Origin of the sequence: Collinsella sp. TM09-10AT (genome assembly GCF_003436275.1) — a bacterium.
GTDB lineage: Bacteria > Actinomycetota > Coriobacteriia > Coriobacteriales > Coriobacteriaceae > Collinsella.
This window is the reverse complement of the sequence record NZ_QSOP01000014.1, coordinates 1-24,804: the sequence shown is the minus strand read 5'-3', so window position 1 is coordinate 24,804 and position 24,804 is coordinate 1. Positions and strand designations below refer to the sequence as shown.

Below are 24,804 nucleotides of genomic sequence, written 5' to 3'. Positions count from 1 at the left end.
TCCGGCGGGGGCCGGGCTTGGTTTTCAGAACGTCCTCGACCATGTGTGGCGCCTTGTCCTGCTCCTTCGGAGCCGCGGACAAGGCGCCACACTGGTCTGCGGAGTGTTCTGAAAACCAAGCCCGGCCCCCGCCTGCGGTGACGTTGCTGCGAGCTGCCCGCGATGGGGCCGTTGTTGGTTGGGGCCGCTGGGCTGATGTGGGGGCACGTGGTTGTTGCGGGCCCTGGTCCCGGCGGCGGCCCCGGCGCTTCGCGCCTGCCGCCTTGGGGGACTTTGGGGCGCGGCCGGCAGCTGTGGCGCGTTGCGCCTGCTGCCTGCGGGGACTTTGGGGTCGTGCGGCAGCTGCGGCGCTGTCGCGCTTGCTGCCTTGGGTGACTTTGGGGTCGATTGGGGTTGTCTGCACAATTCGCGGTATTATGTTGCGGAGTTTTGAAAGGAGCCGCTGGTGGTCACGACGACATTTGCCTCGCCTTTGGGCGAAATCTTGCTTGCCGCTGATGGCCGCGGTCTGACGGGGCTTTGGTTTGAGGGGCAGGAGCACTTTGGTTCCACGCTTCTCCGGGAAGACTCCGAACATGTTGAAGGCGCCGACGCGGTTTCCGGTACCGGTGGAATATCTTTGGTGAATCCCGCAAATGGTGCGGCCTCCTCGGTGCTCGAGCGTTCTTGGGCTTGGTTGAATGCTTATTTTGCAGGGCAGGAGCCTCGGTATACGCCGCCGTTGCATTTGATTGGCACGGCGTTTCAGCGTGAAGTCTGGTACGAGCTGCTTTCTATCCCGCGTGGCGAGGTCGCTACGTATGGCGAGATCGCCCAGCGTGTTGCCGCCCGCCATCGGGTGCCGGGGAACGAGGCACCCGTTGTATCTCCCCGTGCTGTGGGGGCTGCGGTCGCGCGTAATCCCATTTCGATTATCGTGCCGTGCCATCGCGTAGTTGCCGCCGATGGTTCGCTCAACGGATATGCCGGCGGGCTTGACCGCAAGGAGTGGCTGCTTCGGCTTGAGGGCGCGTACGAGGAGTAACGCTCGAGCACTTTGCATAACTAGGACGCCGTGAAAGGACGAGTCACTGTCCCTTCGCGCCCGGCATGCGTCAAAGCGCTCGACACGTGCGCCTTAAGTTTGGCTAAGCCACATCCTGCGTATTTAAAAACGCGCAGGTTGAGCAGCTAAGGCTGCGCTAAGGCGGTTGACGGTACGCTATCATCGGCAGTATCGAAACCTGTAGAGCCATGCGCCAAAGGAGCAACTATGAAGCTGATGCTTGCCGAGGACGAACCTGGTCTCTCCCGCGCCCTCACCGCGATTCTTCAACATAGCGACTACGAGGTTGACACCGCCCTCGACGGCTTGACGGCGCTCGAGAATCTACTCACCAACGATTACGACGCCGCAATCCTGGACATCATGATGCCCGGCATGGACGGCATCGAGGTGCTCAAGCGTACACGCGCCGCCGGAAAGCGACTGCCCATCATCATGCTCACGGCAAAAAGCGAGGTGTCCGATAAGGTCGAGGGCCTGGATGCCGGTGCCAACGATTACCTGACCAAGCCGTTTGCCGCCAAGGAACTGCTTGCGCGTATTCGTGCCATGACGCGTGCCGCGACGGCAATTGACGCCACGACGCTCAGCGTGGGTAACGTGCGCCTCGACACGGCGGCTTGCACGCTTGTGGGACCCTTGGGCGAGGAGCACCTGGCCAATCGCGAGTTTCAGCTTATGGAACTCTTTATGCGCAACGCCGGCACGCGCATGCCCACTGAACGTCTGATGCTCGAGGTTTGGGGTGAGGACGCGCCCGAAGGCGCCAACGTGGTGTGGGTCTATATCTCGTACCTGCGCAAAAAGCTGACGGCGCTTGGTGCCAACGTTGCCATTCGCGCGTCGCGTAACCAGGGCTATTCGCTCGAGGTTGTCGAGGAAGGCGAATAAGCGTGAGCGCGAGCGCGTGGTGCAAGCGCATGACGGAGTGGTTTCACGCCGCCTCGAGTAGTAAGGGGCGGGCTAATTCTGTTGACGCATTGGGCCGCCGTCTGCGTCGCAAGTTTATCCTCGTTGCCATGGGCGCCGTGACCGTGGTGCTCACGCTCATCATCGCCGGCATCAACATCGTCAATTATTCGCATGTCTGCAAGATGGCCGATGCTCGCCTGGACTATATTCTGGCGGGCAAGGACGGTATCGATTGGGGGGACGAGTCTAAAGCCGAGCCCGCTAATGGCAAGGATGCCGGCGATAGCCAAGCGGGCGTTCGCATCAGACACTTCGAAGGCATGACGGCGGAGTCTCCCTTCGACACGCGCTACTTTACGGTGACGATTGACGCCGGACAGGTTGCCGATGTCAATACGGCCCGCATTGCCGCGGTTGGTGCCAAGCGCGCCGCCAGTATTGCCGCAAGGCTGCATGCCAAGGGCTGGACCTCGGGCTTCTCTGGCAATTATCGTTATACGACCGACGTCCAGGACGACGAGATCACCTATGTGTTCGTGGACTGCTCGCGCGAGCTTGCAAGCTTTCATTCGTTTTTGAGCGCGAGCGTGGCGATCAGTTGCATTGGCTGGCTGGCGGTGCTGGCAATTGTGGCGGGTGCCTCGGGCGCGGTGATTCGACCGATGGTCGAGAGCTACAGCAAGCAAAAGCGCTTTATTACCGATGCGAGCCACGAGATCAAGACGCCGCTGGCTGTAATTGACGCCGCCAATGAGGTACAAGAGATCGAGAGCGGCGAAAGTGAGTGGACGCAGAGCATTCACGAGCAGGTTGCGCGGCTGACGGCGCTCACGGAGCGTCTGGTGTTCCTGGCGCGTATGGACGAGGGTTCGGCAGGCTTTACTATGGCGACGATTGATCTTTCGGAGGCCGTGGACACGGCTGCGACGCCATTTGAATCGGTGGCGGTTTCGCGCGGCAAGCGTCTGTCGACGTCGATTGCGTGCGGCGTGCGGGCCCATGCCGATGCTGCGGCGGTGGCGCAGGTGGTTGAGCTGCTTCTGGACAACGCCACGCGCTATGCGAGCGAGGGCAGCGTGATTGAGCTGAGCCTGCGTGCCGTTTCGCGCGTTAAGGGTAAGGGCGCCACCGAGCTTGTCGTATCGAACGCCGTGGACGAGCTGCCCGAAGGCGACCTAGATCGATTGTTCGACCGCTTCTATCGTGCGGACGTGTCGCGCAGCTCCAAGACGGGCGGCTCGGGCGTGGGCCTATCCGTGGTGCGTGCCATCGCCGAAGCCCATGGCGGGAGCGCTTCTGTCTGCGGCCACGGTAACCAGATTACCTTCACCGTCCGCCTCTAAGACCTGCCAAATAGGGACAGGTTTATTTTGGCAGGTTTTATCTGTGCAGACGGCAGCGGAGGCTGGCGGTGATCGGCGCCATGAACGCCACCGACCCAAATAAACGCACCTCTAACTGCTAAAATATGGACATCGTTGTTCGGCTCCCGAAGGAAAGGAGACGGTCATGCAGTACGAGATCGGCGGAGGGGCTTTCCCGGTTGTTACGTGCAACCTTAGCGACGGCGAATCCATGATCACCGAAAGCGGTGCCATGGTCTGGATGACCCCCAACATGGAGATGTCCACCTCGGGCGGTGGTATAGGCAAGATGTTCTCTAAGGCTTTTTCGGGTGAGGCGTTGTTCCAAAACATTTGGACCGCGCACGGCGATGGCATGATTGCGTTTGGCTCTTGCTTCCCCGGCCGCATTATACCGATCGAGATTGGCCCTGGTAAGAGCTGGATTTTGCAGAAGCGTTCGTTCCTTGCCGCGGAAAGTGGTGTTGAGCTGAGCATCCACTTTAACAAGAAGGCAAAGACCGGCGTCTTTGGCGGCGAGGGTTTTATCATGCAAAAGCTCACGGGCTCGGGTATTGCCTTTGCCGAGATCGACGGCGACCTAGTTGAGTACGAGCTTGCTGCTGGCCAGCAAATGATTGTAGATACCGGCAACGTGGCCGGCTTTGAGGAGACGGTGAGCATCGACGCGCATATGGTCAAGGGCGTCAAAAACATCATGTTTGGCGGTGAAGGCGTGTTCAACACTGTGCTCACCGGTCCGGGGCGCATCTGGCTGCAGACAATGCCCATTTCCAATCTTGCGGCAGCAGTGGCTTCGATGACCAACAACAATAACTAATCGTGTATAGGATGACGCGCGCGGCGGGCCCGGCCTGTCGTGCGCGTTTTTTGGTGGCAAACGCCCTGTTTATCGGGTGCGGCTGTGCTCCTGCAGCGCATAGATCGACTTATCCATGTTGAACAGGTAGGCCACGACGCAGACAATAAAGAACGTCGGCAGACTGCTAAAGCCAAAGACCTCGCAGCCAATAAAGATGGGCGCGAGCAGCGTATTGGTGGCGCTGCCAAAGACGGCGGCGTATCCCAGCGCGGCGCAGAGCTCGACGGGCATGCCGAGAATCCCGGCGAGTACGACACCCAGGCTGGCTCCGATGGAGAACAGCGGCGTCACCTCGCCACCCTGATATCCTGCGGCAAGCGTGGCGATGGTGAGTACGAATTTGAGCGCCCAGTCCCAAGGCATGATCGACGCCTCACCGTTGTCACCCAGTGCCGCGGATATCAGGTTGGTGCCAAGGCCGCAGTATCGCCCCTGCCACAGCGCGAACAGAATCGCCGACAGCGCAAGGCCCATAACGGCAACGCGTATGTAAGGGCTGGGGAGCAGCCGCGCTGCAAGGGTCTTGGCATGGGCAAGGCACCAGGCAAAAGCTCCACCTACCATACCAAACGCGATACCCAACAACGCCAGTCGTCCAAGACCGGGGAGGTCGAGCGCATACGAGGCGGTAACGGCGACCTCAAACTTCTCGAGCCCCAGAGCGCCGGAGGTCATGCTTGCGGCGAGCGAGGCTGTAAGCGCGGGAAACAGCGCGCGGTATTCCATGCGTCCTGCGACCAGTACTTCGATCGCAAAGACCGTGGCGGCGAGGGGCGTTCGGAAGAGTCCGGCAAAGCCGGCGGCCATGCCGATAAGCAAAAACGTGTTGCCGGGTTCTCGGAAAGGTAGACGTCGGCCGATCCAATGCGAGACGGTTGCGCCGATCTGCACGGCTACGCCTTCGCGTCCCGCGCTGCCGCCAAAGAGATGCGTGGCCCACGTGCTCAGCATAATGAGCGGCACCAGACGCGGGGAGATGGCGTCCTCGCATCCGTGACCTACGTCGAATACTAAGCTCATGCCCCGATCGGTGCCTTTGCCCCAGGTGAGGTAGGCAAATACGATGGCCAAGCCCATGAGGGCGAGGAAGGGAAGGAGCAGTACGATGTGCTCGTCACGGAAGGCGCCGATTGCCAGGAGCACACGACCAAAAAGGGCACTGATGGCGCCAACGATAACGCCGATAGGGATTCCGACGGCGCCCATGAGCACGAGGCAACTATAGGTGTTGACCAGGCGTTTAATTCTGCTCGAAGCGCTGCTTTCTGACATTTTGCTTTCCGACACTTGCTCTCTTGATAGAAAAAGAGCTGGAGTTGCGCATCGTTGAGAGGCTTTCCAGCTTTAGCAAAACAAACTTATAAGATGCGACGGGCCGCGTCAAGATAATTACCGGACGGCCTAGGAGGCGGCTGGTTGGCTGGCTTAAAACCTAGCGCGTGAAATGACGCCCCACGCTATTCAGCGCGCTTGATAGGATGACGAACCACGGTCTTAAGTTTCTCCGGTGCGCATTTGCGTGGATCGGAGAGATAGATTTCGTGATGTAAACGGGTGTCTGAGAAGTCGGGAACATAGCCCAGCTCGGTCGTGTATTCATGCATAGCGTCTACGGTCGCCGGTTCGTTGTCGTAGGGCCCGGTGTGCATACATTGAACGCAGAGACCCTCGTCAACTTTAAGCAGTTCGACGGCGGAAAAGTCCAGTTTCTTTTTGGTCGTGGCTTCCGCGACTGCCCAGCCAAAGTCATCTCGGGTGACGAAATCGGGCAGGCGGATGCACGAGATAAAGTTGAAATTGTCCTTGCGTACATAATCGATGTCGCCGCTCGGGGACTCTTGCCACCAGAAACCCTCGAGCGGCGGTACCACAAAGTCGAAATAGCCCTCGATACTCCTGGAGCCTTTCTTCGACATCTTGACGGTATAGGCGATGCCGTAAAGTAGCGGCAGGGCGTTTTGATACTCGCCACCTTCGGTATTTGGGTCACCCTTTCCGCGAACGGCAACGTAGCTCATAGGCGGGACAGTTACGATACTCGGCTTGCTTGCAGGTTTGTAGAGCTCCTTGCATTCCTTCTTAAAGTCGAACGCCATGTTGGCCGCCTTTCTGCGTATTGGCCTGCTTAGATAGTTGAATCATATCATAGAAACGAACAACTGTTCGAATGATTTGGCTGACAGATTGAGATGCGTGCGTTGTGTTTGGCGGTCGGCCTGACCCCGTTGATGATTTCTCGGCCTCCCCGGCGCCCTATCTATAGCTGCCGTTTCCCCATATAAAACCTGCCAAAATAAACCTGTCCCTTTTTGGTAGGTGGGAAATGGGTAATACTAAAGAGTTATCCGACCAGATGGGAATTAATCGATGGCCTATATCGAATTCAAAGACGTCATCAAGGCATACGGCGAGGGCGATGCCCGCATCCACGCGCTCGACGGCGCGAGCTTTACGGTCGAGCGCGGCGAGCTCGCCATCATTTTGGGTGCTTCGGGTGCCGGCAAGACCACGGCCCTCAACATTCTGGGCGGCATGGACACGGCAACTTTTGGCACCGTGACGGTGGACGGGCGTGACGTGAGCTCTGCCAACGAGGCTCAGCTTGTGGAATACCGTCGCGCTGACGTCGGCTTTGTCTTTCAGTTCTACAATCTGGTCCCCAACCTGACGGCGCTTGAGAACGTCGAACTCGCGGCGCAGATCTGCCCCGATTCGCTCGATGCCGAGCAAACGCTTCGCCAGGTTGGCCTGGGCGACCGCCTCGCTAACTTTCCGGCGCAGCTTTCGGGCGGCGAGCAGCAGCGCGTATCCATCGCCCGCGCGCTGGCCAAGAACCCCAAGCTGCTTTTATGCGACGAGCCCACGGGTGCACTCGACTACAAAACCGGCAAGCAGATCTTGCAGCTGCTGCAGGACACCTGTCGCAAGCAAGGCATCACGGTCATTATCATCACCCACAACTCCGCGCTGGCGCCCATGGCCGATCGCCTGATCCGCTTTAAGAGTGGCCGCGTGGAGAGCGAGACGGTTCAGCAAAATCCCGTGTCTATCGAGACGATCGAGTGGTAGTGCCCATGGAGCAAGATCGCCAAAACAGCCAAAACCACGATACGGAGCACATGGGTCGCGACCGGGAGTTCGCGACCTACCGCACCGCTCAAAGCTCAAACGATATGGTGCCGACGGTTTTTCGCCGTGGCATCTACCGCACAATCCGCGGCAGTCTTAAGCGCTTCTTGTCAATCGTGGTTATCACCGCGCTTGGCGTGAGCGTGATGTGCGGCCTTAAGGCGGGCTGCGAGGACCTGTGCGATTCGGTTGACGCTTACTTTGACCAGCAGAATGTTTATGACATCAACGTGCAGTCGACCTATGGTCTGACCGATGACGATCTTGCTGCGATCCAAGAGGTCGATGGCGTCGAGACGGCCGAGGGCATCTATACCGAGACCGCCTACACCGCCGTGGGTACAACGCGCGAGCGTGTCGTCGTACAGAGCCTCTCCAAAGAGAATATTGACCAACCGGTGCTAGTACGCGGCGAGCTGCCCGAGACTTCGGGCGAAGTGGCAGTGACCTCACGTTTTTTGAAGGCTTCGGGCAAGAAAATCGGCGATACGGTGAGCTTTGCCGCCAACGATGCGAGCTCGTCGAACCAAAGCGCCAAGGACCAGTTTACCGATGGGGACTACACCATCACGGCCGAGGTTCTCGATCCTACCGACGTGAGCTCCGACTCGACAGTCAACGCCTTTCGCGCTGCTTCGACTGCGGACTACAAGTTCTACGTGAGCGAGGATGCCGCGACATCTTCTTCCTACTCCGCTGTCCACGTGGTCGTCGAGGGAGCCAAGAGCCTCAACTCCTATTCGGATGCCTACTCGGCAAAGATCAATGAGGTCAAGGGCAATATCGAGAAGATCCGCGAGGAGCGTGAGAAGGCGCGCGCCCAGGAGCTGACGGTCGACACACCGGCGAGCTTGGACGCGGCTGAGCGTCAGGCGAATATGGTCTTTGGGATCGAGCAGGACAACATCAATCGCATGGCCGAGGGCAGCGAGGAGCGTGCGCAGGCTCAGGTCGACCTGGACCAGCGCCGCGCCGCCGCCAACCAGCAATTCGCCGATGCCCGCGCCGAGCTCTCCGACCTGGGCGAATGCACCTGGTACATCCAGGACCGCGGCAATATCGCAAGCTACTCGAGCGTCGAGAGCGATAGTTCTTCGATCGAGGCCATCGCCACGGCGTTCCCGTTCATCTTCTTTATCGTCGCCGTGCTTATCAGTCTCACCACCGCCACCCGCATGGTCGAGGAGGAGCGCACGCTTATTGGCCTGTACAAGGCACTCGGCTATTCACGCGGGCGTATCCTGTCCAAATATGTGGACTACTCGCTGTGGGCGTGTCTGATCGGTGGCGTGCTCGGCAATATCATCGGATTTGTGGGTCTGCCGCTGTTCTTGTTTACGGTGTTCGACGACATGTACTCGCTGCCCCAGATGCTACTTTCGTACGACATCGTGTCCTCGATCGTTTCGGTGGCGCTGTTTGCCGTGGGCGTGGTGGGAGCCACGATTATCGCCTGCCGCCACGAGATGGCCGAGACCCCTGCCTCGCTCATGCGCCCCAAGGCCCCGCGCGCCGGCTCGCGCATTCTGCTCGAGCGCATCGGCTTTATCTGGCACCGCATGAGCTTTTTGAACAAGGTCGCTGCACGCAACTTATTCCGCTACAAAAAGCGCGCCTTTATGACCATCTTCGGTATCGCCGGCTGCACGGCGCTCGTGATTTGCGGTATGGGAATTCGCGACACGTCGGTGGCGCTTTCGCCCAAACAGTACGGGCATATCACGCGCTATGACTTGCTGGCGGTCGCCAATCCCGACGATTTTTCGCAGACGTGCGCGGCATTGGATGAGCGCAGCACGGCCAATGATTCCAACGTGACGGTGACCTCGACCCTGCCGATTATGACCGACAACGTCACCTTTACGTTTGGCGGCAAGAGCGAGACCGTGCAGCTCATCGTGATTCCCGACGACCGCACGGGTGACTTGGGCGATTACGTGCGCCTGGAGGATGAGTCCAAAGAACCGCTCGCCCTGCGTGACGGAGACGTGTATTTGAGCAAGAGCTCTCAGCTGGTGCTGGGGATCAAGCCGGGTGACACGGCTCACGTCCAGGATTCGTCGCTCAATGTTGCCAAGGTCAAAGTCAGCGACATCTCGCTCAACTATCTAGGCAACACGCTTTACATGACGCAGGGCACCTATGAGCGCGCGTTCGGTCGAAGCGCGCGCCTCAACGGCATCCTTGCGCTGCTCAAGGGCTCGTCGGCCGATCAGATTGCGTTTAGCAAGAAGCTTAAGAGTGACGGTTGGCTCACAATTTCGAGTACGGCCGAGCATTGGGAAAACTATGAAGCGAACTTTACGATTATCAATTCGGTCGTGGTGCTCGTGACCTTTATGGCGGCGTGCCTGTCGTTTGTGGTGGTGTTTACGCTGTCTAATACGAATATTTCGGAGCGCGAACGCGAGCTGGCGACCATCAAGGTGCTGGGCTTCCGCCGTGGCGAGGTGCATCACTACGTCAACAAGGAGACGTTGATCCTCACAGCGATCGGCGCTGCGCTGGGCGTGCCGCTGGGCGGCTTGCTGGCCGAGAGCTTTACCTACATTTTGCAGATGCCGTCGCTGTACTTTGACGTCGAGGTCGAGCCGCTGAGCTATGTGCTCGCCGTGGTGCTTTCCTTCGGCTTTACGATCATCGTCAACCTCGCTACCAATCGCACCCTCAATAAGATCGACATGGTCGGCGCCCTCAAGAGCGCCGAGTAGCCTGCCAAAAAGGGACAGGTTTATTTTGGCAGGTTTTATCGGGGCAAACGCCGGACAACCATTAGGTGGCCCGGCGTTTGCCCCGTTTTGCTGGGGATGTCTGTCGTTCAGTGCTCTTACTGGCCAATCCAGTGTTGCGCATAGCTCTTAATGTCCTCGGTAAAACCGTCAAGGTCGTCAAGGGTGATCACGCTGTCGATAAGCAAATTGGCTATCTCGCGGTGCATTGTGCTGCGGCGAATGTCGTTTGCAATTACGCCTGAGGACAGCTTGTCTCTATTGAGGCGCTCTTCTAGTGCCCAAAATCTACTGGACGCTTCGCTGTCGCCGTTCAGTATCTCAACGTACTGGCCGATGAGCTTTTCCATATAACGTTCTTGCCATTGAGGAAGCATTTTCTTGAACAGCTTCCAGTCGCTTTCGGCTACGTCGCGCATATGTCCTCCGCTCGTCAAACGGGCTTTCCATTTGCCTTTCATTCTATTTGGCTTTCGCTCACAGGCGTGGATGAGAGGCTCTCTTTAGCCTTCGAGATTGGGCCTGAATGGGTGGTTTAGGCCTGTTTGCGGCACTTCCATTGTTTGCGGCACCAGCGCATGAGCGCCTTTATGACGGGAATCGTGATGAGGATGATCCATGCAGGATGGGGCTGTCCCAAACAGAGCCACATGTAGAGGAACCAAGCGATGGCGGCTGCCGGGTAGATGGCCTCGATCAGCTTAGACAGGTGGCGCCGATCGATGAAGTCACCAATCGCGTAGTAGACGGGAACCAGAAAGACGAGGAAAAGCCCCATGCCCCATGTGCCGTAGACAATGCCGAGCACCAGATAGGCGAGAGTGACAAGTGCGGGGAAGGGGAATTTGTTCCATGCACGTCCGACCTTGGTGTGGAAATGCTTGCCATGATGGTCGAGCTTGTCGTGTGCTTCCTTCCAGCTGGAAAACGTCTCGCCGTCGATGGTGACGGTGCCGTCGTCATTGGTGCGTACGCTATGTCCATCGTCCTCAAGCGTATCGATATGCACGCCGTCCGGCCCCACATGCACCTCTTCGCCCTTGCGCTCGTTGGTCACATGGATGCCGCTCCAACCAACATGGACTTCCTCGCCTTTATTGGGATCAATGACGTGGATACCGCGCGCGAGGGAAATATCGACAAGTGGCTTATCGCTGCAATCAGCGTGCTCAGTAGAAGCCTCAGCCTCTTCAGCCTTATCTGAAGCTTTGGTGCCGGCGTTGCTGTTCTGTGCCTCATCATCAGCCTGTGAGTCATCAGCGCTAGCCACCGCCTCCCCATATAACAGCTCGTCCAACGACACGTCATACAGCGCGGCGAGCGCAATGAGGTTATCGGTATCGGGTGAGGACTCGCTGCGCTCCCATTTACTAACAGCCTGGCGGCTTACGCCCAGCTGGGCAGCAAGCGCCTCCTGAGAAAGGCCGGCAGCTTTACGGCGATCGACGAGGCGCTGTGCCATCGCAAGATCCATGGTGGTTCCTTTCGTTTGATGGTCGAATCGAATGAGCCGAGTATGCCGAGAACAACCGGTAGCGACCACCATTTCTAGTTAGAATCCGCCCCAACCCTACCGCAACTACCGGTAGCAATCCCTAACGACCAGCCATTTTGGGACAAATGTCAGTGCAAGTAGCAGCCAAGAGCCCCCACTCAGTAAGTTGCGGTGGAATAGTTTTTGGATTCAGCCATTTGCGGACTAAGCAGGAACTATTTCACCGCAACTCAATTCCAGCCCAGGCACCCGCAGCAAGAAGACGAATAGCCCCGGCGAGTATGTAAACGCAGGGCCCTCCGACCCCGCCCGACGATTTCGATTGGCGACCTTTGACGGAGTCAAGGGAGGAGCCAAATCGAAATACGTCGGGCGGGGTCGGAGGGCCCGATGGGGGCGGTTCCAGCCGAGGCTATTCGTCGCCGAAGCTGATGCCCAACGCCTTGGCCTCGCGCACCAGATCGCTCTGGGGATCGACAAACTTGAGCTTGCCGGCGACATCCTCGAGCGGCATATGGCACATCTTGCCGTCGCGCAGGGCAATCATGTAGCCAAACTCGCCGCGCAGGCAGCCGAGCGCTGCCTCGACACCGCACTGGGTCGCAAAGATGCGGTCCTGGGCATCGGGCTGGCCGCCGCGCTGCGTGTGGCCGGGGATGGCGACACGGGTCTCGCGACCGGTCTTGGCCTCAATCTCCTTGGCGATGTCGTAGACGATCGACGGGCTCGTGCGCTCGGCAAGCTTCTTCTTGTATTCCTTCTTGGACAGCGCCGCGTCCTCCTTGGAGATAGCGCCCTCGGCGACGGCCACGATGGTAAAGCGGCTGCCGGTCTCCATGCGATGCTCGATGGTCTTGATGACGTTGTCCATGTCGTAGGGGATCTCGGGAATCAGGATGACGTCCGCGCCGCCCGCGACGCCGGCATACAGCGGAATCCAGCCGACCTTGTGGCCCATAATCTCGATGACAAACACGCGGCCGTGGCTCGAGGCGGTAGTGTGGATGTCGTCGATGCACTTGGTGGCGACGTCGATGGCGCTCGTAAAGCCAAACGTCAACTCGGTGCCCCAGGTGTCGTTATCGATGGTCTTGGGCAGGGCGATAACGTTGAGGCCCTCTTCGCGCAGGCGGTTGGCGGTCTTGGTGGAGCCGTTGCCGCCCAGCATAAACAGGCAGTCGAGCTGCAGCTTATGATAGGTGTGGACCATTGCGGGCACCTTCTCGACGCCGTCGGCCTCGGGAATGTCCAGGCGCTTGAACGGCGTGCGGCTCGTGCCCAGGATGGTGCCGCCGCGGGTGAGGATGCCGCTAAAATCGGCGGGCGTCATGACGCGGAACCTGCTGTAGATAAGGCCCTGGTAGCCGTCCTCAAAACCATAGATCTCGATAGGCTCTTCGCTATTGGTCATAAGCGTTTTGACAATGCCGCGCATGGTGGCGTTGAGCGCCTGGCAGTCGCCGCCACTGGTAAGAAGACCGATCCTGAGCATTATGAATCCTTCCGGGCAAGTTATAACATGCGCATAAGTTTACCCCCGCACACTGTTGATACGGGGGTAAAACGTGTTAGCTCAAGCGTATGGAAATGTAAGCAACGTCAGGGAACGTAAGGTCGACGGGCCTGGCTCCTTACAGTGCGAAGGCATCGACGTTGCCCCAGTGGCGGCGCAGCGTGATGGCGGCAGCGGGCTCGGTATTGTCGAAGACGACCGACCATTGCGTATTGCTGGTGATGTCTTCCGGATTGGGCTCTTGCGCTGCGGCTCGCAGGGCTTCCCAGGCAATCGTTTCGTCTTGGGCACCGACATGGGCGTCGAGGACATCGGCGATGGCGATGGCGCGTTCCTTGCCATGGCCCAGCTCGCCGTTCTTTTGGTTGGGGAGCACTTCGTCGCCATAGCAGGCGTAGAAGTTCGTAACCTGGCGTACAGGAGTCGCTTTGAAAGCGCGGTCCGGATCGCGCGGGTCCCACTCTACTACGCGCGCGTCACCGGCGGCGTCGTTGATAAAGAAGTGGTAATCGCGTCCTGCCATGGCGTGCATGTCGTAGGCGGAAAGCAGGTCGACAGCTTCTTGCGTGGTGGCGGCACGGTCGAGCACCAGACGGATGGCGAGCGAGGTATTGATGACGGGGCGTTGCGTGTCCTGGTCACAGGGCTTGGAATCCAGGGTGAGTACGGCAACGGACACGCCGCATTCGTTAACACCGTCGAGCTGGGCAAACGGGCCCATGAGTGCGGCGACGCGTCCGGCGACGGAGTCAAGCGGAGTGTTATCGCCCAGGTTATTGAGGGCCGCAAAGCCGATGGAGGCATAGCCGTCACGCGGGTGATTGCGCACCAGCAGCGCCGAGGTGTCGTCCTTAAAGTCGTAATTGCGACCGGTGCGCACGCGGCCTTCGGCATCTACGGCGACAAAAGCGCTGCAGGCAAACTGGGGTGCCTGGACATGTGTCGGCACACCGGGCAGCACCTGCGCCACCACGGCATCGATGTAGGCCTGGTCGTCGCGCACGCCAGCAGCGATGATGCGATCAAGATCGTAGTCGTAGGCGATGTCGATTGCGTACAGGTCATAGCCATCCGCATAGTCGGTCAAGCGTTTGAGCGACGCGGCGGACTTGATTTGCTTGTGATAAACGATACCGGTGACAGCGGCAAGGCCGACGGCGGCTCCCGCGACACCGTAGGCGATGGCAATGTTACGTGGCTTCATGACGACTCCTCTCGTCCTGTTAGCGTAATTGTCGCAAAAGGAGTGCGGGCATGATGACTCAACTTGGTGAGCGGCGCGGAATTAAGCACGGAATGAAGAGTGCGGCGCTGGCGCGGCGGGGTATGCTGGAAGGGACCATCAACCCAGCGAAAGGGGAGAGCATGACGGATCAGGAAACGCCCGAGCGCACGCACGTGACGGCCGACGATATCGAGGCCGCCAACGACCTTATCGACTTTATCGAGGCATGCCCCAGCATGTTCCATACGGCGGCGACCATTATGGCCGAGCTCGACGAGGCAGGCTTTACCTATCTGCCCGAGAACGCGGCATGGGATATCGAACCGGGCGGTCGTTACTACACGCAGCGCAATACTTCGAGCGTTATCGCCTTTAAGGTGGGCGAGGACTTGGCTGCGACGTGGGGCGAGGACGGCGTTGCCGGTGACTATCATTTTCAGCTCACGGCGTCGCACAGCGATTCGCCGACGTTTAAGGTCAAGGCCGTGCCCGAGCTCGATGGCGCAGGCGAGACGTTGCGCCTGAACACCGAGGCTTACGGCGGCATGATCGACTACACCTGGTTCGATCGCCCGCTGGCGCTCGCGGGCCGCGTGCTGGTGCGCGAGGGTGACCGCATTGAGAGCCGCCTGCTTGCCACCGAGCGCGAAGTCGCCATCATCCCGAGCCTTGCCATCCACATGAACCGCGGCGTTAACGAGGGCTTTGCTCCCAACCGAGCCGTCGACCTGTGCCCGCTCATCAGCGCCGGCGAGCTTAAGCAGGGTGACTTCGATGCCCTGATCGCCGAAGAGCTGGACGTTGAGCCCGAGCAGATTCTGGGCCGCGATCTGTTCCTGGTCAATCGTCAGGATGCGCGCATTTGGGGCTGGGCCGACGAGTTTATCTCGACGCCCAAGCTCGACGACCTGGCCTGCGCCTACACCTCGCTGCAGGCATTTTTGGGTGCCGAGAATGCGCACGACGTTTCGGTCTTCTGCTGCTTCGATAACGAGGAGGTTGGCTCCGAGACCAAGCAGGGCGCCATGTCGACGTTCTTGGCCGACGCGCTGCGCCGCATCAACGGGTCGCTGGGCTTCGATGGCGAGTCGTACCACCGCGCACTTGCCGCTTCGATGCTCGTGAGCTGCGACAACGCGCATGCCGTGCACCCCAACCACGCCGAGAAGTGCGATGCCCGCAACCGGGTTGTGCTTAACGGCGGCATCGTCATCAAGGAAGCCGCCAACCAGCACTACTGCACCGATGCTTTTAGCCGCGCGGTGTTCCAGGCTATCTGCGATGACGCCGACGTGCCCACGCAGGCCTTCGCCAACAAGAGCGATATGGCCGGCGGCTCCACGCTCGGCAATCTGTCCAATATGCAGGCGAGCATGCATGCCGTGGACGTGGGCCTGCCGCAGCTGGCCATGCACTCGAGCTACGAGACCGGCGGCGTGCGCGACGTGATGTACGCCATCCGCGCCCTTACCGCCTTCTACGAGCGTGACCTGACCATCAACGGAGCCGAAAGCGTGGAGCTCTAAAACCTGCCAAAAAGGGATGTTAATTTCGGCAGGTTTTATCTGGGCGAATGCAAAAGGTGAAACCGAACTGGATTGGTGATGCGTAGCCGCCGAGGTGCAGTGTGCCTCGGCGGCTTTTTGTGTACAGAGTACGGCTGATGCTTGTAAATGCTATACATGCTTTACGTATCTACCATAGAGTTTTATGATAGTTTCGAAGTATTAAGGAGGGGTCATGACCACAACAGCCGCTCAGATCAACGTACGTCTCGATGCCGATCTTAAAAGGAGTGGGGACGCCGCTCTCTCCAAGGCCGGTATGACGCCGAGCCAAGCGGTGCGAGCGCTCTGGCAGCTTGCAGCGTCGCTGGCCGATCGCCCCGGTGCGCTCGAGGATATCCTGCTGCCCAGTCGTGCCCGGGCGGAACAGCGCGAGCGCGAAAAGGCTGTCAAACGTAAGCTCGAGCTTATGGATCAGGGGTCGAAGCTGTTCGCTGCCGCTTGCTGTGAATCGGGAATCGATATGGTCAAGGCTCAGCCATCGGACGACGAAGAGCTCAAACGGAATGCCTATGCGGATCGCTATGGCGAGGAGATGAGCTGGCTCTATGAGTGAGACTCCAAAGCGCATCTTGGTTGACACCAACGTGTGGCTCGATTACTTCATTCCCTCACGACGTGGTCGTTCGGTGGCGATTGAGTTTTTACGCGATGCATGCACGGCGCAGGTTGATTTGCTGTATGCGGCGACATCGTCCAAAGACCTGTTTTATTTGATTTCAAGCGAACATAAGGCATGGTATCGGCGCGAGCATGGTTCGCTTTCCCAAGATGCCGCTGCGGCAGCGACATCGCTTGCATGGGATTGTCTTAGCGTGCTGTCGCAGCTTGCCACGCCAGTGCCCTGTGACCTGAGCGACATCTGGATGTCGAGCAGGCAGCGTGAGCTCCATAGCGATTACGAAGACGATTTAATCATTGCGGCAGCGATACGCGCTCAAGCAGATCTACTGGTCACCAACGATGTCAAACTCTGTTCACACGCACCCGTCGCAGCAATGAGTGTAGAAGACGCAAAAAATTATTTAGCAACGCTCTAGCAATTTGAAGACCCTGCAGGTTGAGCAAACGTCAGCGAGAGCCCGCCAGAGTGAGCAAGGTGACGTGAAAGAGGAGGGCATAGGCCTTTTGGCCATGCCCGACGATTGAACGTCAGATTGCCGCTCTGGCGGGCTCGCAGCGTCGAGGGGTTCCGGCGTTTGGCAAAACGCCGGAACAATTAGTGTTCGATCCAGCAGCGCAGGGTCTCGCCGGCCTGCAGGTGACGCAGATTCTCCGCGGCGATGTCGACCACGTTGTTGAGCGTGGCGGCCAAGTGGAACCAGCCGGAGATGTGCGGCGTGATGAGCATGTTGGGCGTATCCCACAACGGGCTTGTCTCAGGCAGCGGCTCGGGGTCGGTGACGTCGACCGCGGCGCCGGCGAGATGTCCTGATTCCAGGGCGGCAACTAGGTCGTCGGCAACCACAAGATCGCCGCGGCCGCCGTTGGCAAAGAAGGCGCCCGGTTTCATCGCGGCGAAGAACTCGGCGTTCGCCAGACCGCGGGTCTCGGGCGTGCTGGGCATAAAGGATGCGACGATGTCAGCCTCGGCCAGGCGCTCGGGCAGGGCGTCCATGCCGTCCATGTCCTCAAACACAATGGGGTAGACGAGTGGATGGCGCTTGATGCCGCGGACGTGTGCACCCATGCTGCGGCAGAGCGTGGCAAAGTGGCCGCCGATATCGCCCGCGCCCAGCACCAGCACGTTGGCATTTTTGAGCGAGGTGACCGGCCCCAGGTCTTCCCAGCGATGTTCGCGCTGTAAATCTTGGTAGCCAGGCAGGCGCTTCATCATGGAAAGGACCATGGCAAACATGTGCTCGCTTACGGCCTGACCGTAGGCGCCGATCGAGCAAGACAGCTTGGCGTCAGCCGGCACGGTGCCAGCAGCAAGGTAGTCGTCATAGCCGGCGGTCTGCAATTGCAACAGCTGGAGATGCTCGCATGCCGTGAGCATGTCAGGGTCGATGTTGCCCAAGATCACGTCCGCACCGGCGACCTGCTCGCGCGTGGCGGCGTCGGCGCTCGTGTAGATAAAGTCCTCGCCCGGAGCGCTCGACTCAAGAATTGCGCGATGGCGATTGTTGACGGGCAACAAAACCAGGATGTTCACAAGCAGTCCTCTCCGCTCAACCTACCAAAAAGGGACAGGTTTATTTTTGGCAGGTTTTATCAGGTAAAACGTTCAAACAAAAACGCCGGATGCAAGACGAGCGTGCCCGTCAGCATCCGGCGCATCCGCGGCTACCAGCTCAGCAGCTCGTAGCCGTCCTCGGTCACCACGAGCTGTACCTCGCACTGGGCCGAATCGCTGCCGTCCTTGGTGCGCACGCACCAGCCGTCACCCTTGCTGATCTTGATGTCGGGCGCTCCGGCGTTGACCATGGGCTCGATGGTAAAGACCATGCCCGGGGCCATGATGGTGTCCACATCGGGCGCCTCGGTGGTAAAGCCCACAAACGGGTCCTCGTGGAACTCCTTACCGATGCCGTGCCCGCCGTACTCGCGCACCACGCTAAAGCCGGCGTCCTCGACGGTCTTTTGCACTGCCTCGGCCATAACGGACAACGGCAGCCATGGCTTGACGGCCGCCAGACCCGCCTCCACGCTGGCACGGGTGACGTCGACCAGGCGCTGGCGCTCGGCCGAGACCTCGCCGATGCAGAACATGCGGCTCGAATCACTAAAGTAACCGTCCAAGATCGTGGAGCAGTCCACGTTGATGATGTCGCCCTCGTGCAGCACGTCCGTATCGCAGGGGATACCGTGGCAGACCACATCATTGATCGAGGTGCACACGCTCTTGGGGTAGCCCTCGTAGTTGAGGTCGGCCGGCGTGCCACCGTGCTCGACGGTGTAGTCGTAGATCATCTGGTCGATCTGGTTGGTGGTCATGCCCGCGGCGATGTGCTCGCCTACGTAATCGAGCACGCCCACGTTGATGGCGGCCGATCGCTTGATGCCCTCGATATCGGCGGGAGTCTTGTAGAGCGTGCGGGGCAGAACCTCCCAGCCCTCTTCCCACAAGCGTTCGAGGCGCTCATCAAAGGCGCTATGGCATTTCTTATATTTTTTGCCGCTGCCGCACCAGCAAGCGTCGTTGCGGCCAGGCACGGGTCCTTTGTCATACATGGCTAACTTCCTTTCATTCGCAGCTAGTATAGCCCACCCACGCGTCCATAAAAGTTGCGGTGATATAGTTCCGATTTAAGCGGTTTAACAGCACAAATAGGAACTATATCACCGCAACTGATGGAGCGGGATGGCTGACACTAGCCGCTGCGTGGTTTTGCTAGTAGCTCACCTGGCAGGGAATGCCGAGGGCTTGGACGCGCGCGGCAATGGCGTCGAGCACCTCGGGCGCTGCTTTGGCAAGGCCGGCGACCGGCGTCTCGCGTGCCACCGTGTAGATGGTCGCCTCCTGCGGACGAATGCGCTCGAGCGCCGCGAGCCAAGGGCCGACGTACTCCTCGCCGGTGTTATCGAGAGACTTGCCCCGGTACTCACCGCTCAAAAACATCGTCTGGATAATGACATGACCGTTAAAGCCTGCGAACGTCTCGATCTGGTGCTCGACGTCATAGGGGCCAACGGGCTGGTCGAGCAGCTGGATAAACGCCGGGTCGACGGTATCGAGCTTAAGAATGTTGTCGTCGACCATCATGAGCACATCGTGCACAGCGGGCTGGTCGGCGCGCGTGCCGTTGGAAAGCACGGCAATCTTGGTGTTGGGGGCTAGCTGATCGCGCAGCGCGACGGCGCCGGCGATGGCCTGTGGAAACTCCGGTGCGGCGGTGGGCTCGCCGTTGCCTGCGAAGGTGATTACATCGGGGGGCTCGCCCTCGGCTGCCATCTCGCGCAGCTTTGCCTCGAGCGCTTCGAGTACCACGGCAGCCGTGTTATACGGCTCATGGCAGGGGCGCTCGGCGTTGAGGCCGTTCTCGCAGTAGATGCAGTCGAACGTGCAGATTTTGCCGCTGGCCGGCATCATGTTGACGCCGAGCGAGAGACCAAGGCGACGGCTGCGAACGGGCCCAAAGATGGGGCTGGCATTCAAAAACGTAGACATAGGCATATGCTCCTCAAGACAATTGTGCCTAAGCATAGCATCGGCTCCAAAGCAAGGTGTGGGCTCTTGCTTTACAAGTTTCGTTTTTTCACGTCGCTCATGATGCCGTGCCATGAAAAGCCTCGGGTCGGGTACAGTTAATCTGTTAACAAGGCGTAAAGCAATGCGGGTCCATCCAACCGTGCTGACGTGCAACTGGATGAGCATTGATGATGGGGGCACAACATGGATTTTACGGTCGAGAATGCGGGCACCACGATTGCCTGTCGCGAATATGCCGGCCCGGATGTGTCGCCTGATACTCCTGCCTTGGTGTGCGTGCACGGCGCTTGTGTTGACGGCGTCTTTTTTGACGGTATCGCCCGCGAGCTCGCCTGTGACTACCGCGTCATTGCCTACGACCGCCGCGGCTGTGGTGGCAGCAGCGAAGCGGCAGACGGCAGCTATGATCTTGCCGCTCAGGCCGCCGACCTGCAGGCCGTGATCGAACACGTTGGCGCTCCGACAAATGTGCTTGCGCACAGCGCCGGTACGTTGGTGGCGCTGGAGCTTCTTCGCACTGAACCCCATCTCGTCGCCCGTGCGATTCTGCATGAGCCGGCTGTGTCGGCCGAAGGCGTCGGCATGGGCGCAGCTCCGGTTTTGCTCGATATGATTGCGGCTGGAAAGGTTTCAAGGGCGCTCCGGCTTTTCTTGGGAGCCCTCGGCGACTTGGACCCCGAGGCTCCTGGAACGACCGAGGCAGAAGCCAAGCATGCCCTGCGCAACGGCCGCAGTTTCATGGCAAACGAATACGGGATTACTATGACCTGCGTTCCCGATTGGGATAGCGTTCGCGCGTCGAAAACGGTGGCCGCCGTGCTCCTAGGCGAGCTCTCGATTGGCGCGCCCCGCGAGGCTGGCACGCGAGCGGCTGCCGAATATCTCGATTGCCCTCTCGTGACGATCCCGGGCGCGCATAACGGTCTGCGCGATCGCCCGGCAGCGGCTGCCCGGGCTGTCCGTGGCATCCTGGGGCTCTAGCATCCGCAATAGCCAAAGCAGGCTTCATCCGCAAACGTTTCGGCCGTATTAACAAACGTGCTCAAAACCTCGCGTCTGCGGCTTCAATCGCGCCGTCTGCCAACTCATAAGAATGTGGCAGCATTCACGTACTTACCTGCATCGACAAGGTGTTACCCTTGTAACATTTGGAACCCACCGCTCCATGCGAAACTATCGAAAGGGCCCCATATGCTCAATACTCACGAGGTCAATCTAACCGACGAGGAGGCTGCCGTCGAGGTCGCCCGCGTCGCGAAGACCTACCCCGTGGTGCGTTTACTGTCGGCCGATCAGATTAAGAGTGAGCCTAACTGCTTGCTCGCCGGCGATCGCTGCCCTTGTCTGCGTCAGTCGAGTCTTGAGGCTTTGGCAGACTCCGATGAGGTGTCGGAGCAACTGCTCAATGATGGCACTGAGTACCGCGCCCGTCTACGCCCTCTGAAGGTCGAGGGCGAGCCTCACGTCTTGCTGATGGTGCGTCCGATTGATGAGCAAGAGGCCGCGGAAGAGGACCTTGTCTACACCGACGTGCTGACGAGCGTGCGCAATCGCCGATATTACGAGGAAAAGCTTCGCAGCGCCCGCATGAATGCCGGCGTTGCGATGATCGACGTTGATGATTTTAGGGCCTTCAACGATACGTGTGGCCGTCATGCCGGCGACCTTGCGCTCGGTGCTGTGGCGACAGCCATACGCAGCGGAATCCGTTCGACTGACGAGCTTGTGCGCTATGGCTGCGACAAGTTTGTGGTTGTCATGCCCAATATTCCCTCCGATGACTTCACCCGTCGCCTGCATCAGGTGTCCGATGCCGTTCATTCCACGATTATTCCGGGCCATGAGTACGTGAGCTTGACGGCATGTGTTGGTGGCGTTCGCATTCATGGCGAGACGGTCGATGAGGGCGTTGGCCGCGCTGCTCAGTTACTGAGCCGCGCTAAGGCAAAAGCCGGTACGGTCGTGACCGATGCCGATTCCATCGAGGCCTTCCAAAGCGAAAAGCCTTTGGTGCTTATCGCCGATGACTCCGAGATGAACCGAGCCATTCTCAGCGAGATGCTCAAGGACGAGCATTGCATCCTCGAGGCCGATAACGGTCGTGCGGCGCTCGACATGGTCGACCGCTATGGCGATGAGTTGTCGCTCGTGCTGCTGGACATTGTGATGCCGGGCATAAGCGGCTTTGAGGTGCTGGCCGATCTGTCGCGCCGATCGGGTATCGATAATCTGCCTGTCATCATGATTTCGAGCGAAGATTCCGATGATGCGGTTCTGCGCGCGTACGAGCTGGGCGCCTCAGACTATATCAACCGCCCGTTTGACTCCCGTGTCGTGCGCCGCCGCGTAAGCAACACCATCCGCCTGTACGCCAAACAGCGCCGCCTGACGAACCTGCTGTCCCAACAGTACAACGAGCGCGTCAAGAACAGTCGCATGCTCATCGACATCATGGCCGGCGTCATGGAGCTTCGCAACGGCGAGAGCGGTAGGCACGTTACGAACATCGAAAAGCTGACCGAGCTGCTGCTTGGCTATCTGGTCCAGCGTAGCGGCACGATCTCCCTCGACAATGAGGAACGCTCCACGATCGCCCTGGCTTCGGCGCTGCACGATATCGGCAAGATGTCGATTGACGATGCGATCCTCAACAAGCCCGGGCGCCTCACGTCCGAGGAGTTCGAGATTATGAAGACGCATACCACGATCGGCGCCGACATGCTGCATGAGCTGGGCCGCCATCACGCCGGCAATGCGCTTATGGAATATGCGTACCAGATTGCGCGTTGGCACCACGAGCGCTGGGACGGCAAGGGTTATCCCGACGGCCTTAAGGGCGACGATATCCCCATCGCCGCGCAGGTAGTTTCGGTGGCCGACGTGTACGATGCGCTGACGAGCGTCCGCGTGTACAAGGATGCCATCCCGCACGAGGAGGCGATTCAGATGATCCTGGACGGTAAGTGCGGCACCTTTAACCCGCTGCTGCTCGACTGCCTGCTCGAGGTGCAAGACCGTATTGCCGAAACATTGGCGCGTCCTGCCGAGGTCGTTGCGCTTCCTACGATTTAGTTTGACCAAAGGAGTTTGAATCCATGATTTCCATGCGTGAAGCGTATGAGAAGATCGGCGCTAATTATGACGACGCGTGCGCTCGGCTGATGGGCGGGGAAATGCTTGCCCGCTTTGCCCTCAAGTTTTTGGATGACGAGAGCATGGGCAAGCTGGAGGCCGCCATGGCGGCAGGAGACGCCGAAGGTGCGTTTATGGCAGCGCACACGCTCAAGGGCGTGAGCCAGAACCTGGGATTCGATAATCTGTACGAGCCGGCGGTTGTGGTGACCGAAGCGCTGCGCGGCGCCGATGCCGTTGACGGCGCTCGCGAGGGAATGCATGCGCTGCAGCAGCAATATGCGGCAACGATGTCGGCCTTGCGCGAGGCGGCCGAGTAAGAGGCTGTGAGCCTTGATGACTATGAGCGTGGATAATCTCCCGTTTTAGGCCCGGTGGCGGCCTCAAAGTGGGAGATTATCCACTCTCGTTCGATACGTGTCCAAAATCCACTCTCACCCCTTCTGATTAGTGAATGGGCTATGCGCACTGGCGGGGCTTTCCGCATGCAATCCATATCGTTGTTCGATAAACTGTTCGAATAACGATAGAGTCGATGAGGGTGAGTGTATGTCCAACAGCGTTCAGCGTATGGCCAAGGCGGGCGAAAATATCAGGAAGCTTGGTTTTTGCATGGCAACCGTTTTTGCAGGGATGCTCATCGCTTTTGCCGCGTTGGTTGTTTACGTGATCTGGTATGCGGTTGCAAACGTTGTTTCTGTCGATTCTTTCGGTGTCGTGACGCTTCTCGATGGCGGGAGCATCGTTATCCCAAGCGGGCTGTGCCTGGCACTCGTCGTGGGCGTTTCGCTTGTCGTTTTGTGCGGAATCAGCCATAACATCTCTCGGGGCGTCTCGCCCTTTACCAAGGCGCATGTGCGGCTTATCCGTGTTCTCGCGCTTGCCTTTGCTGTTAACGCCGTGGTTTCGTTTGTTGGTGCCTATGAATCGGTCAATCTCACCATTGGCGGACTGGAGCTTTACATCGTGCCTCATTCCTTCGTTATTGAGATTTGCCAAGGCGCTACCTTTGATGCGGGGTCGGTTATCGGCGCAGTTGTCTGTCTGTTTATCTCGGCGATCTGGAGTTATGCCTCGCTGCTCCAAGAGCAGTCTGACGAGCTTGTGTAGGAGGAAACATGAGCTATCTCATCATCGAGCTTGAGACGCAGCTGCTTAAGACCGGAAAGACCAGCGCTGATCTGATTCGGGCGACGGGGCATACTCCGGCTAATATTTCAAAGCTAAGAAACGGAAAAATAAAAGCTATTCGCCTTAAGACGCTTCTCGAAATCTGTGATGAGCTTGATTGTCAACCGGGAGATATTATTCAGCGCGTGAGCGAGAGGGAGCTTGAGGAGCTTATTGTCGAGCGCGCGAAAAATGCCGTTAGGCAGATGCGGGATGGCGGAGGCAATGAGGCATCGCTTCCGACATCAGTCTTCGCTGTCGATTTGAGCGACGAGTAGCTTAAGGCGAACAACTAAAACGAAATATCAGCGTGAAGGGACCCGTGTCTAACACGGGTTCTTTCATTTAGATTATCTTGACAAATAGTAGTTATCGAAAAACAATAACAACAATGAAAAACGATAAAGGGAAGAAGGAACGATATGAGCGGTTTTGCTATCAAGCGGAACGGGAGGCCGGTACCGTCAAGATTCTTTCGCAAATTGATCGAGGCGGCCTCGGCCCCGCCTT

General features: G+C 58.9%; 23 protein-coding genes. 14 read left to right on the top strand and 9 right to left on the bottom strand.

Features of this window, described 5'->3' with window-relative positions:
• Nucleotides 1–445: 445 nt before the first annotated feature.
• From DXD77_RS06880 to DXD77_RS06865, 4 genes are all read left to right on the top strand, one after another.
• Nucleotides 446–1,024 carry a methylated-DNA--[protein]-cysteine S-methyltransferase gene (locus tag DXD77_RS06880; protein ID WP_233506764.1) on the top strand — a complete coding sequence of 193 codons (579 nt, stop codon included), beginning with the start codon at nt 446–448 and terminating at the stop codon, nt 1,022–1,024.
• A 228-nt stretch (nt 1,025–1,252) separates the two neighbouring features.
• Complete coding sequence (locus tag DXD77_RS06875) at nt 1,253–1,936, top strand: response regulator transcription factor (protein ID WP_117648274.1); 684 nt, start codon at nt 1,253–1,255, stop codon at nt 1,934–1,936.
• A 2-nt stretch (nt 1,937–1,938) separates the two neighbouring features.
• Nucleotides 1,939–3,300 carry a cell wall metabolism sensor histidine kinase WalK gene (locus DXD77_RS06870; protein ID WP_117648273.1) on the top strand — a complete coding sequence of 454 codons (1,362 nt, stop codon included), beginning with the start codon at nt 1,939–1,941 and terminating at the stop codon, nt 3,298–3,300.
• A 166-nt stretch (nt 3,301–3,466) separates the two neighbouring features.
• Nucleotides 3,467–4,141 carry a TIGR00266 family protein gene (locus DXD77_RS06865; protein WP_117648272.1) on the top strand — a complete coding sequence of 225 codons (675 nt, stop codon included), beginning with the start codon at nt 3,467–3,469 and terminating at the stop codon, nt 4,139–4,141.
• Nucleotides 4,142–4,210: 69 nt separating this feature from the next.
• Here the strand turns inward: DXD77_RS06865 and DXD77_RS06860 are convergent, their stop codons facing one another.
• Nucleotides 4,211–5,455, bottom strand: coding sequence for a chloride channel protein (locus DXD77_RS06860; protein WP_117648271.1), 1,245 nt, complete (start codon nt 5,453–5,455; stop codon nt 4,211–4,213).
• Nucleotides 5,456–5,640: 185 nt separating this feature from the next.
• Nucleotides 5,641–6,279 carry a GyrI-like domain-containing protein gene (locus DXD77_RS06855; RefSeq protein ID WP_089572341.1) on the bottom strand — a complete coding sequence of 213 codons (639 nt, stop codon included), beginning with the start codon at nt 6,277–6,279 and terminating at the stop codon, nt 5,641–5,643.
• A gap of 271 nt (nt 6,280–6,550) precedes the next feature.
• Between DXD77_RS06855 and DXD77_RS06850 the strand changes: the two genes are divergently transcribed.
• Nucleotides 6,551–7,252 (top strand): ABC transporter ATP-binding protein, encoded by a 702-nt coding sequence (locus tag DXD77_RS06850; protein WP_117648270.1) that lies wholly within the window; start codon nt 6,551–6,553, stop codon nt 7,250–7,252.
• Nucleotides 7,253–7,257: 5 nt separating this feature from the next.
• On the top strand, nt 7,258–10,023 hold the full coding sequence (locus tag DXD77_RS06845) for an FtsX-like permease family protein (RefSeq protein ID WP_233506763.1): 2,766 nt from the start codon (nt 7,258–7,260) through the stop codon (nt 10,021–10,023).
• 116 nt (nt 10,024–10,139) lie between these two features.
• Here the strand turns inward: DXD77_RS06845 and DXD77_RS06840 are convergent, their stop codons facing one another.
• The 4 genes from DXD77_RS06840 to DXD77_RS06825 form a co-directional block, all read right to left on the bottom strand.
• Nucleotides 10,140–10,460, bottom strand: a complete 321-nt coding sequence (locus DXD77_RS06840; protein WP_117635687.1) for a multidrug transporter — start codon at nt 10,458–10,460, stop codon at nt 10,140–10,142.
• A gap of 116 nt (nt 10,461–10,576) precedes the next feature.
• Complete coding sequence (locus DXD77_RS06835; protein ID WP_117648269.1) at nt 10,577–11,515, bottom strand: helix-turn-helix domain-containing protein; 939 nt, start codon at nt 11,513–11,515, stop codon at nt 10,577–10,579.
• A 433-nt stretch (nt 11,516–11,948) separates the two neighbouring features.
• Nucleotides 11,949–13,028, bottom strand: coding sequence for a 6-phosphofructokinase (locus tag DXD77_RS06830; RefSeq protein ID WP_006234882.1), 1,080 nt, complete (start codon nt 13,026–13,028; stop codon nt 11,949–11,951).
• Between the two features lie 139 nt (nt 13,029–13,167).
• On the bottom strand, nt 13,168–14,253 hold the full coding sequence (locus DXD77_RS06825) for a carcinine hydrolase/isopenicillin-N N-acyltransferase family protein (protein ID WP_117648268.1): 1,086 nt from the start codon (nt 14,251–14,253) through the stop codon (nt 13,168–13,170).
• A gap of 161 nt (nt 14,254–14,414) precedes the next feature.
• On the opposite strand from DXD77_RS06825, the gene DXD77_RS06820 reads away from it, so the two are divergent.
• From DXD77_RS06820 to DXD77_RS06805, 3 genes are all read left to right on the top strand, one after another.
• Nucleotides 14,415–15,800 carry a M18 family aminopeptidase gene (locus tag DXD77_RS06820; RefSeq protein ID WP_233506762.1) on the top strand — a complete coding sequence of 462 codons (1,386 nt, stop codon included), beginning with the start codon at nt 14,415–14,417 and terminating at the stop codon, nt 15,798–15,800.
• Nucleotides 15,801–16,014: 214 nt separating this feature from the next.
• The gene (locus tag DXD77_RS10400) at nt 16,015–16,395 is read left to right on the top strand and encodes a translation repressor RelB (protein WP_158549108.1); all 381 of its coding nucleotides are present in this window, start codon (nt 16,015–16,017) and stop codon (nt 16,393–16,395) included.
• Complete coding sequence (locus DXD77_RS06805) at nt 16,388–16,879, top strand: PIN domain-containing protein (protein ID WP_117648267.1); 492 nt, start codon at nt 16,388–16,390, stop codon at nt 16,877–16,879. The genes DXD77_RS10400 and DXD77_RS06805 overlap by 8 nt, the downstream gene beginning before the upstream one ends.
• A gap of 179 nt (nt 16,880–17,058) precedes the next feature.
• Here DXD77_RS06805 and DXD77_RS06800 read toward each other — a convergent pair whose 3' ends face one another.
• From DXD77_RS06800 to DXD77_RS06790, 3 genes are all read right to left on the bottom strand, one after another.
• Entirely contained in the window at nt 17,059–17,994 is a 936-nt protein-coding gene (locus DXD77_RS06800) for a D-2-hydroxyacid dehydrogenase (RefSeq protein ID WP_117648266.1), read from the bottom strand.
• Between the two features lie 131 nt (nt 17,995–18,125).
• Complete coding sequence (map, locus tag DXD77_RS06795) at nt 18,126–19,013, bottom strand: type I methionyl aminopeptidase (RefSeq protein ID WP_055286839.1); 888 nt, start codon at nt 19,011–19,013, stop codon at nt 18,126–18,128.
• A gap of 160 nt (nt 19,014–19,173) precedes the next feature.
• Nucleotides 19,174–19,950, bottom strand: coding sequence for a radical SAM protein (locus DXD77_RS06790; RefSeq protein ID WP_117648265.1), 777 nt, complete (start codon nt 19,948–19,950; stop codon nt 19,174–19,176).
• Nucleotides 19,951–20,175: 225 nt separating this feature from the next.
• Here DXD77_RS06790 and DXD77_RS06785 point away from each other — a divergent pair, with 225 nt between their 5' ends.
• The 5 genes from DXD77_RS06785 (at nt 20,176) to DXD77_RS06765 (ending at nt 24,572) form a co-directional block, all read left to right on the top strand.
• Nucleotides 20,176–20,973: an alpha/beta fold hydrolase gene (locus tag DXD77_RS06785; RefSeq protein WP_117648264.1), complete on the top strand. Its 798-nt coding sequence runs from the start codon at nt 20,176–20,178 to the stop codon at nt 20,971–20,973.
• 210 nt (nt 20,974–21,183) lie between these two features.
• Nucleotides 21,184–23,064 carry a diguanylate cyclase gene (locus tag DXD77_RS06780; protein ID WP_117648263.1) on the top strand — a complete coding sequence of 627 codons (1,881 nt, stop codon included), beginning with the start codon at nt 21,184–21,186 and terminating at the stop codon, nt 23,062–23,064.
• 23 nt (nt 23,065–23,087) lie between these two features.
• Nucleotides 23,088–23,444: an Hpt domain-containing protein gene (locus DXD77_RS06775; protein WP_199407877.1), complete on the top strand. Its 357-nt coding sequence runs from the start codon at nt 23,088–23,090 to the stop codon at nt 23,442–23,444.
• A 250-nt stretch (nt 23,445–23,694) separates the two neighbouring features.
• Complete coding sequence (locus tag DXD77_RS06770) at nt 23,695–24,234, top strand: hypothetical protein (protein WP_147324130.1); 540 nt, start codon at nt 23,695–23,697, stop codon at nt 24,232–24,234.
• Nucleotides 24,235–24,242: 8 nt separating this feature from the next.
• Entirely contained in the window at nt 24,243–24,572 is a 330-nt protein-coding gene (locus DXD77_RS06765; RefSeq protein WP_117563845.1) for a helix-turn-helix transcriptional regulator, read from the top strand.
• Nucleotides 24,573–24,804 lie beyond the last annotated feature (232 nt).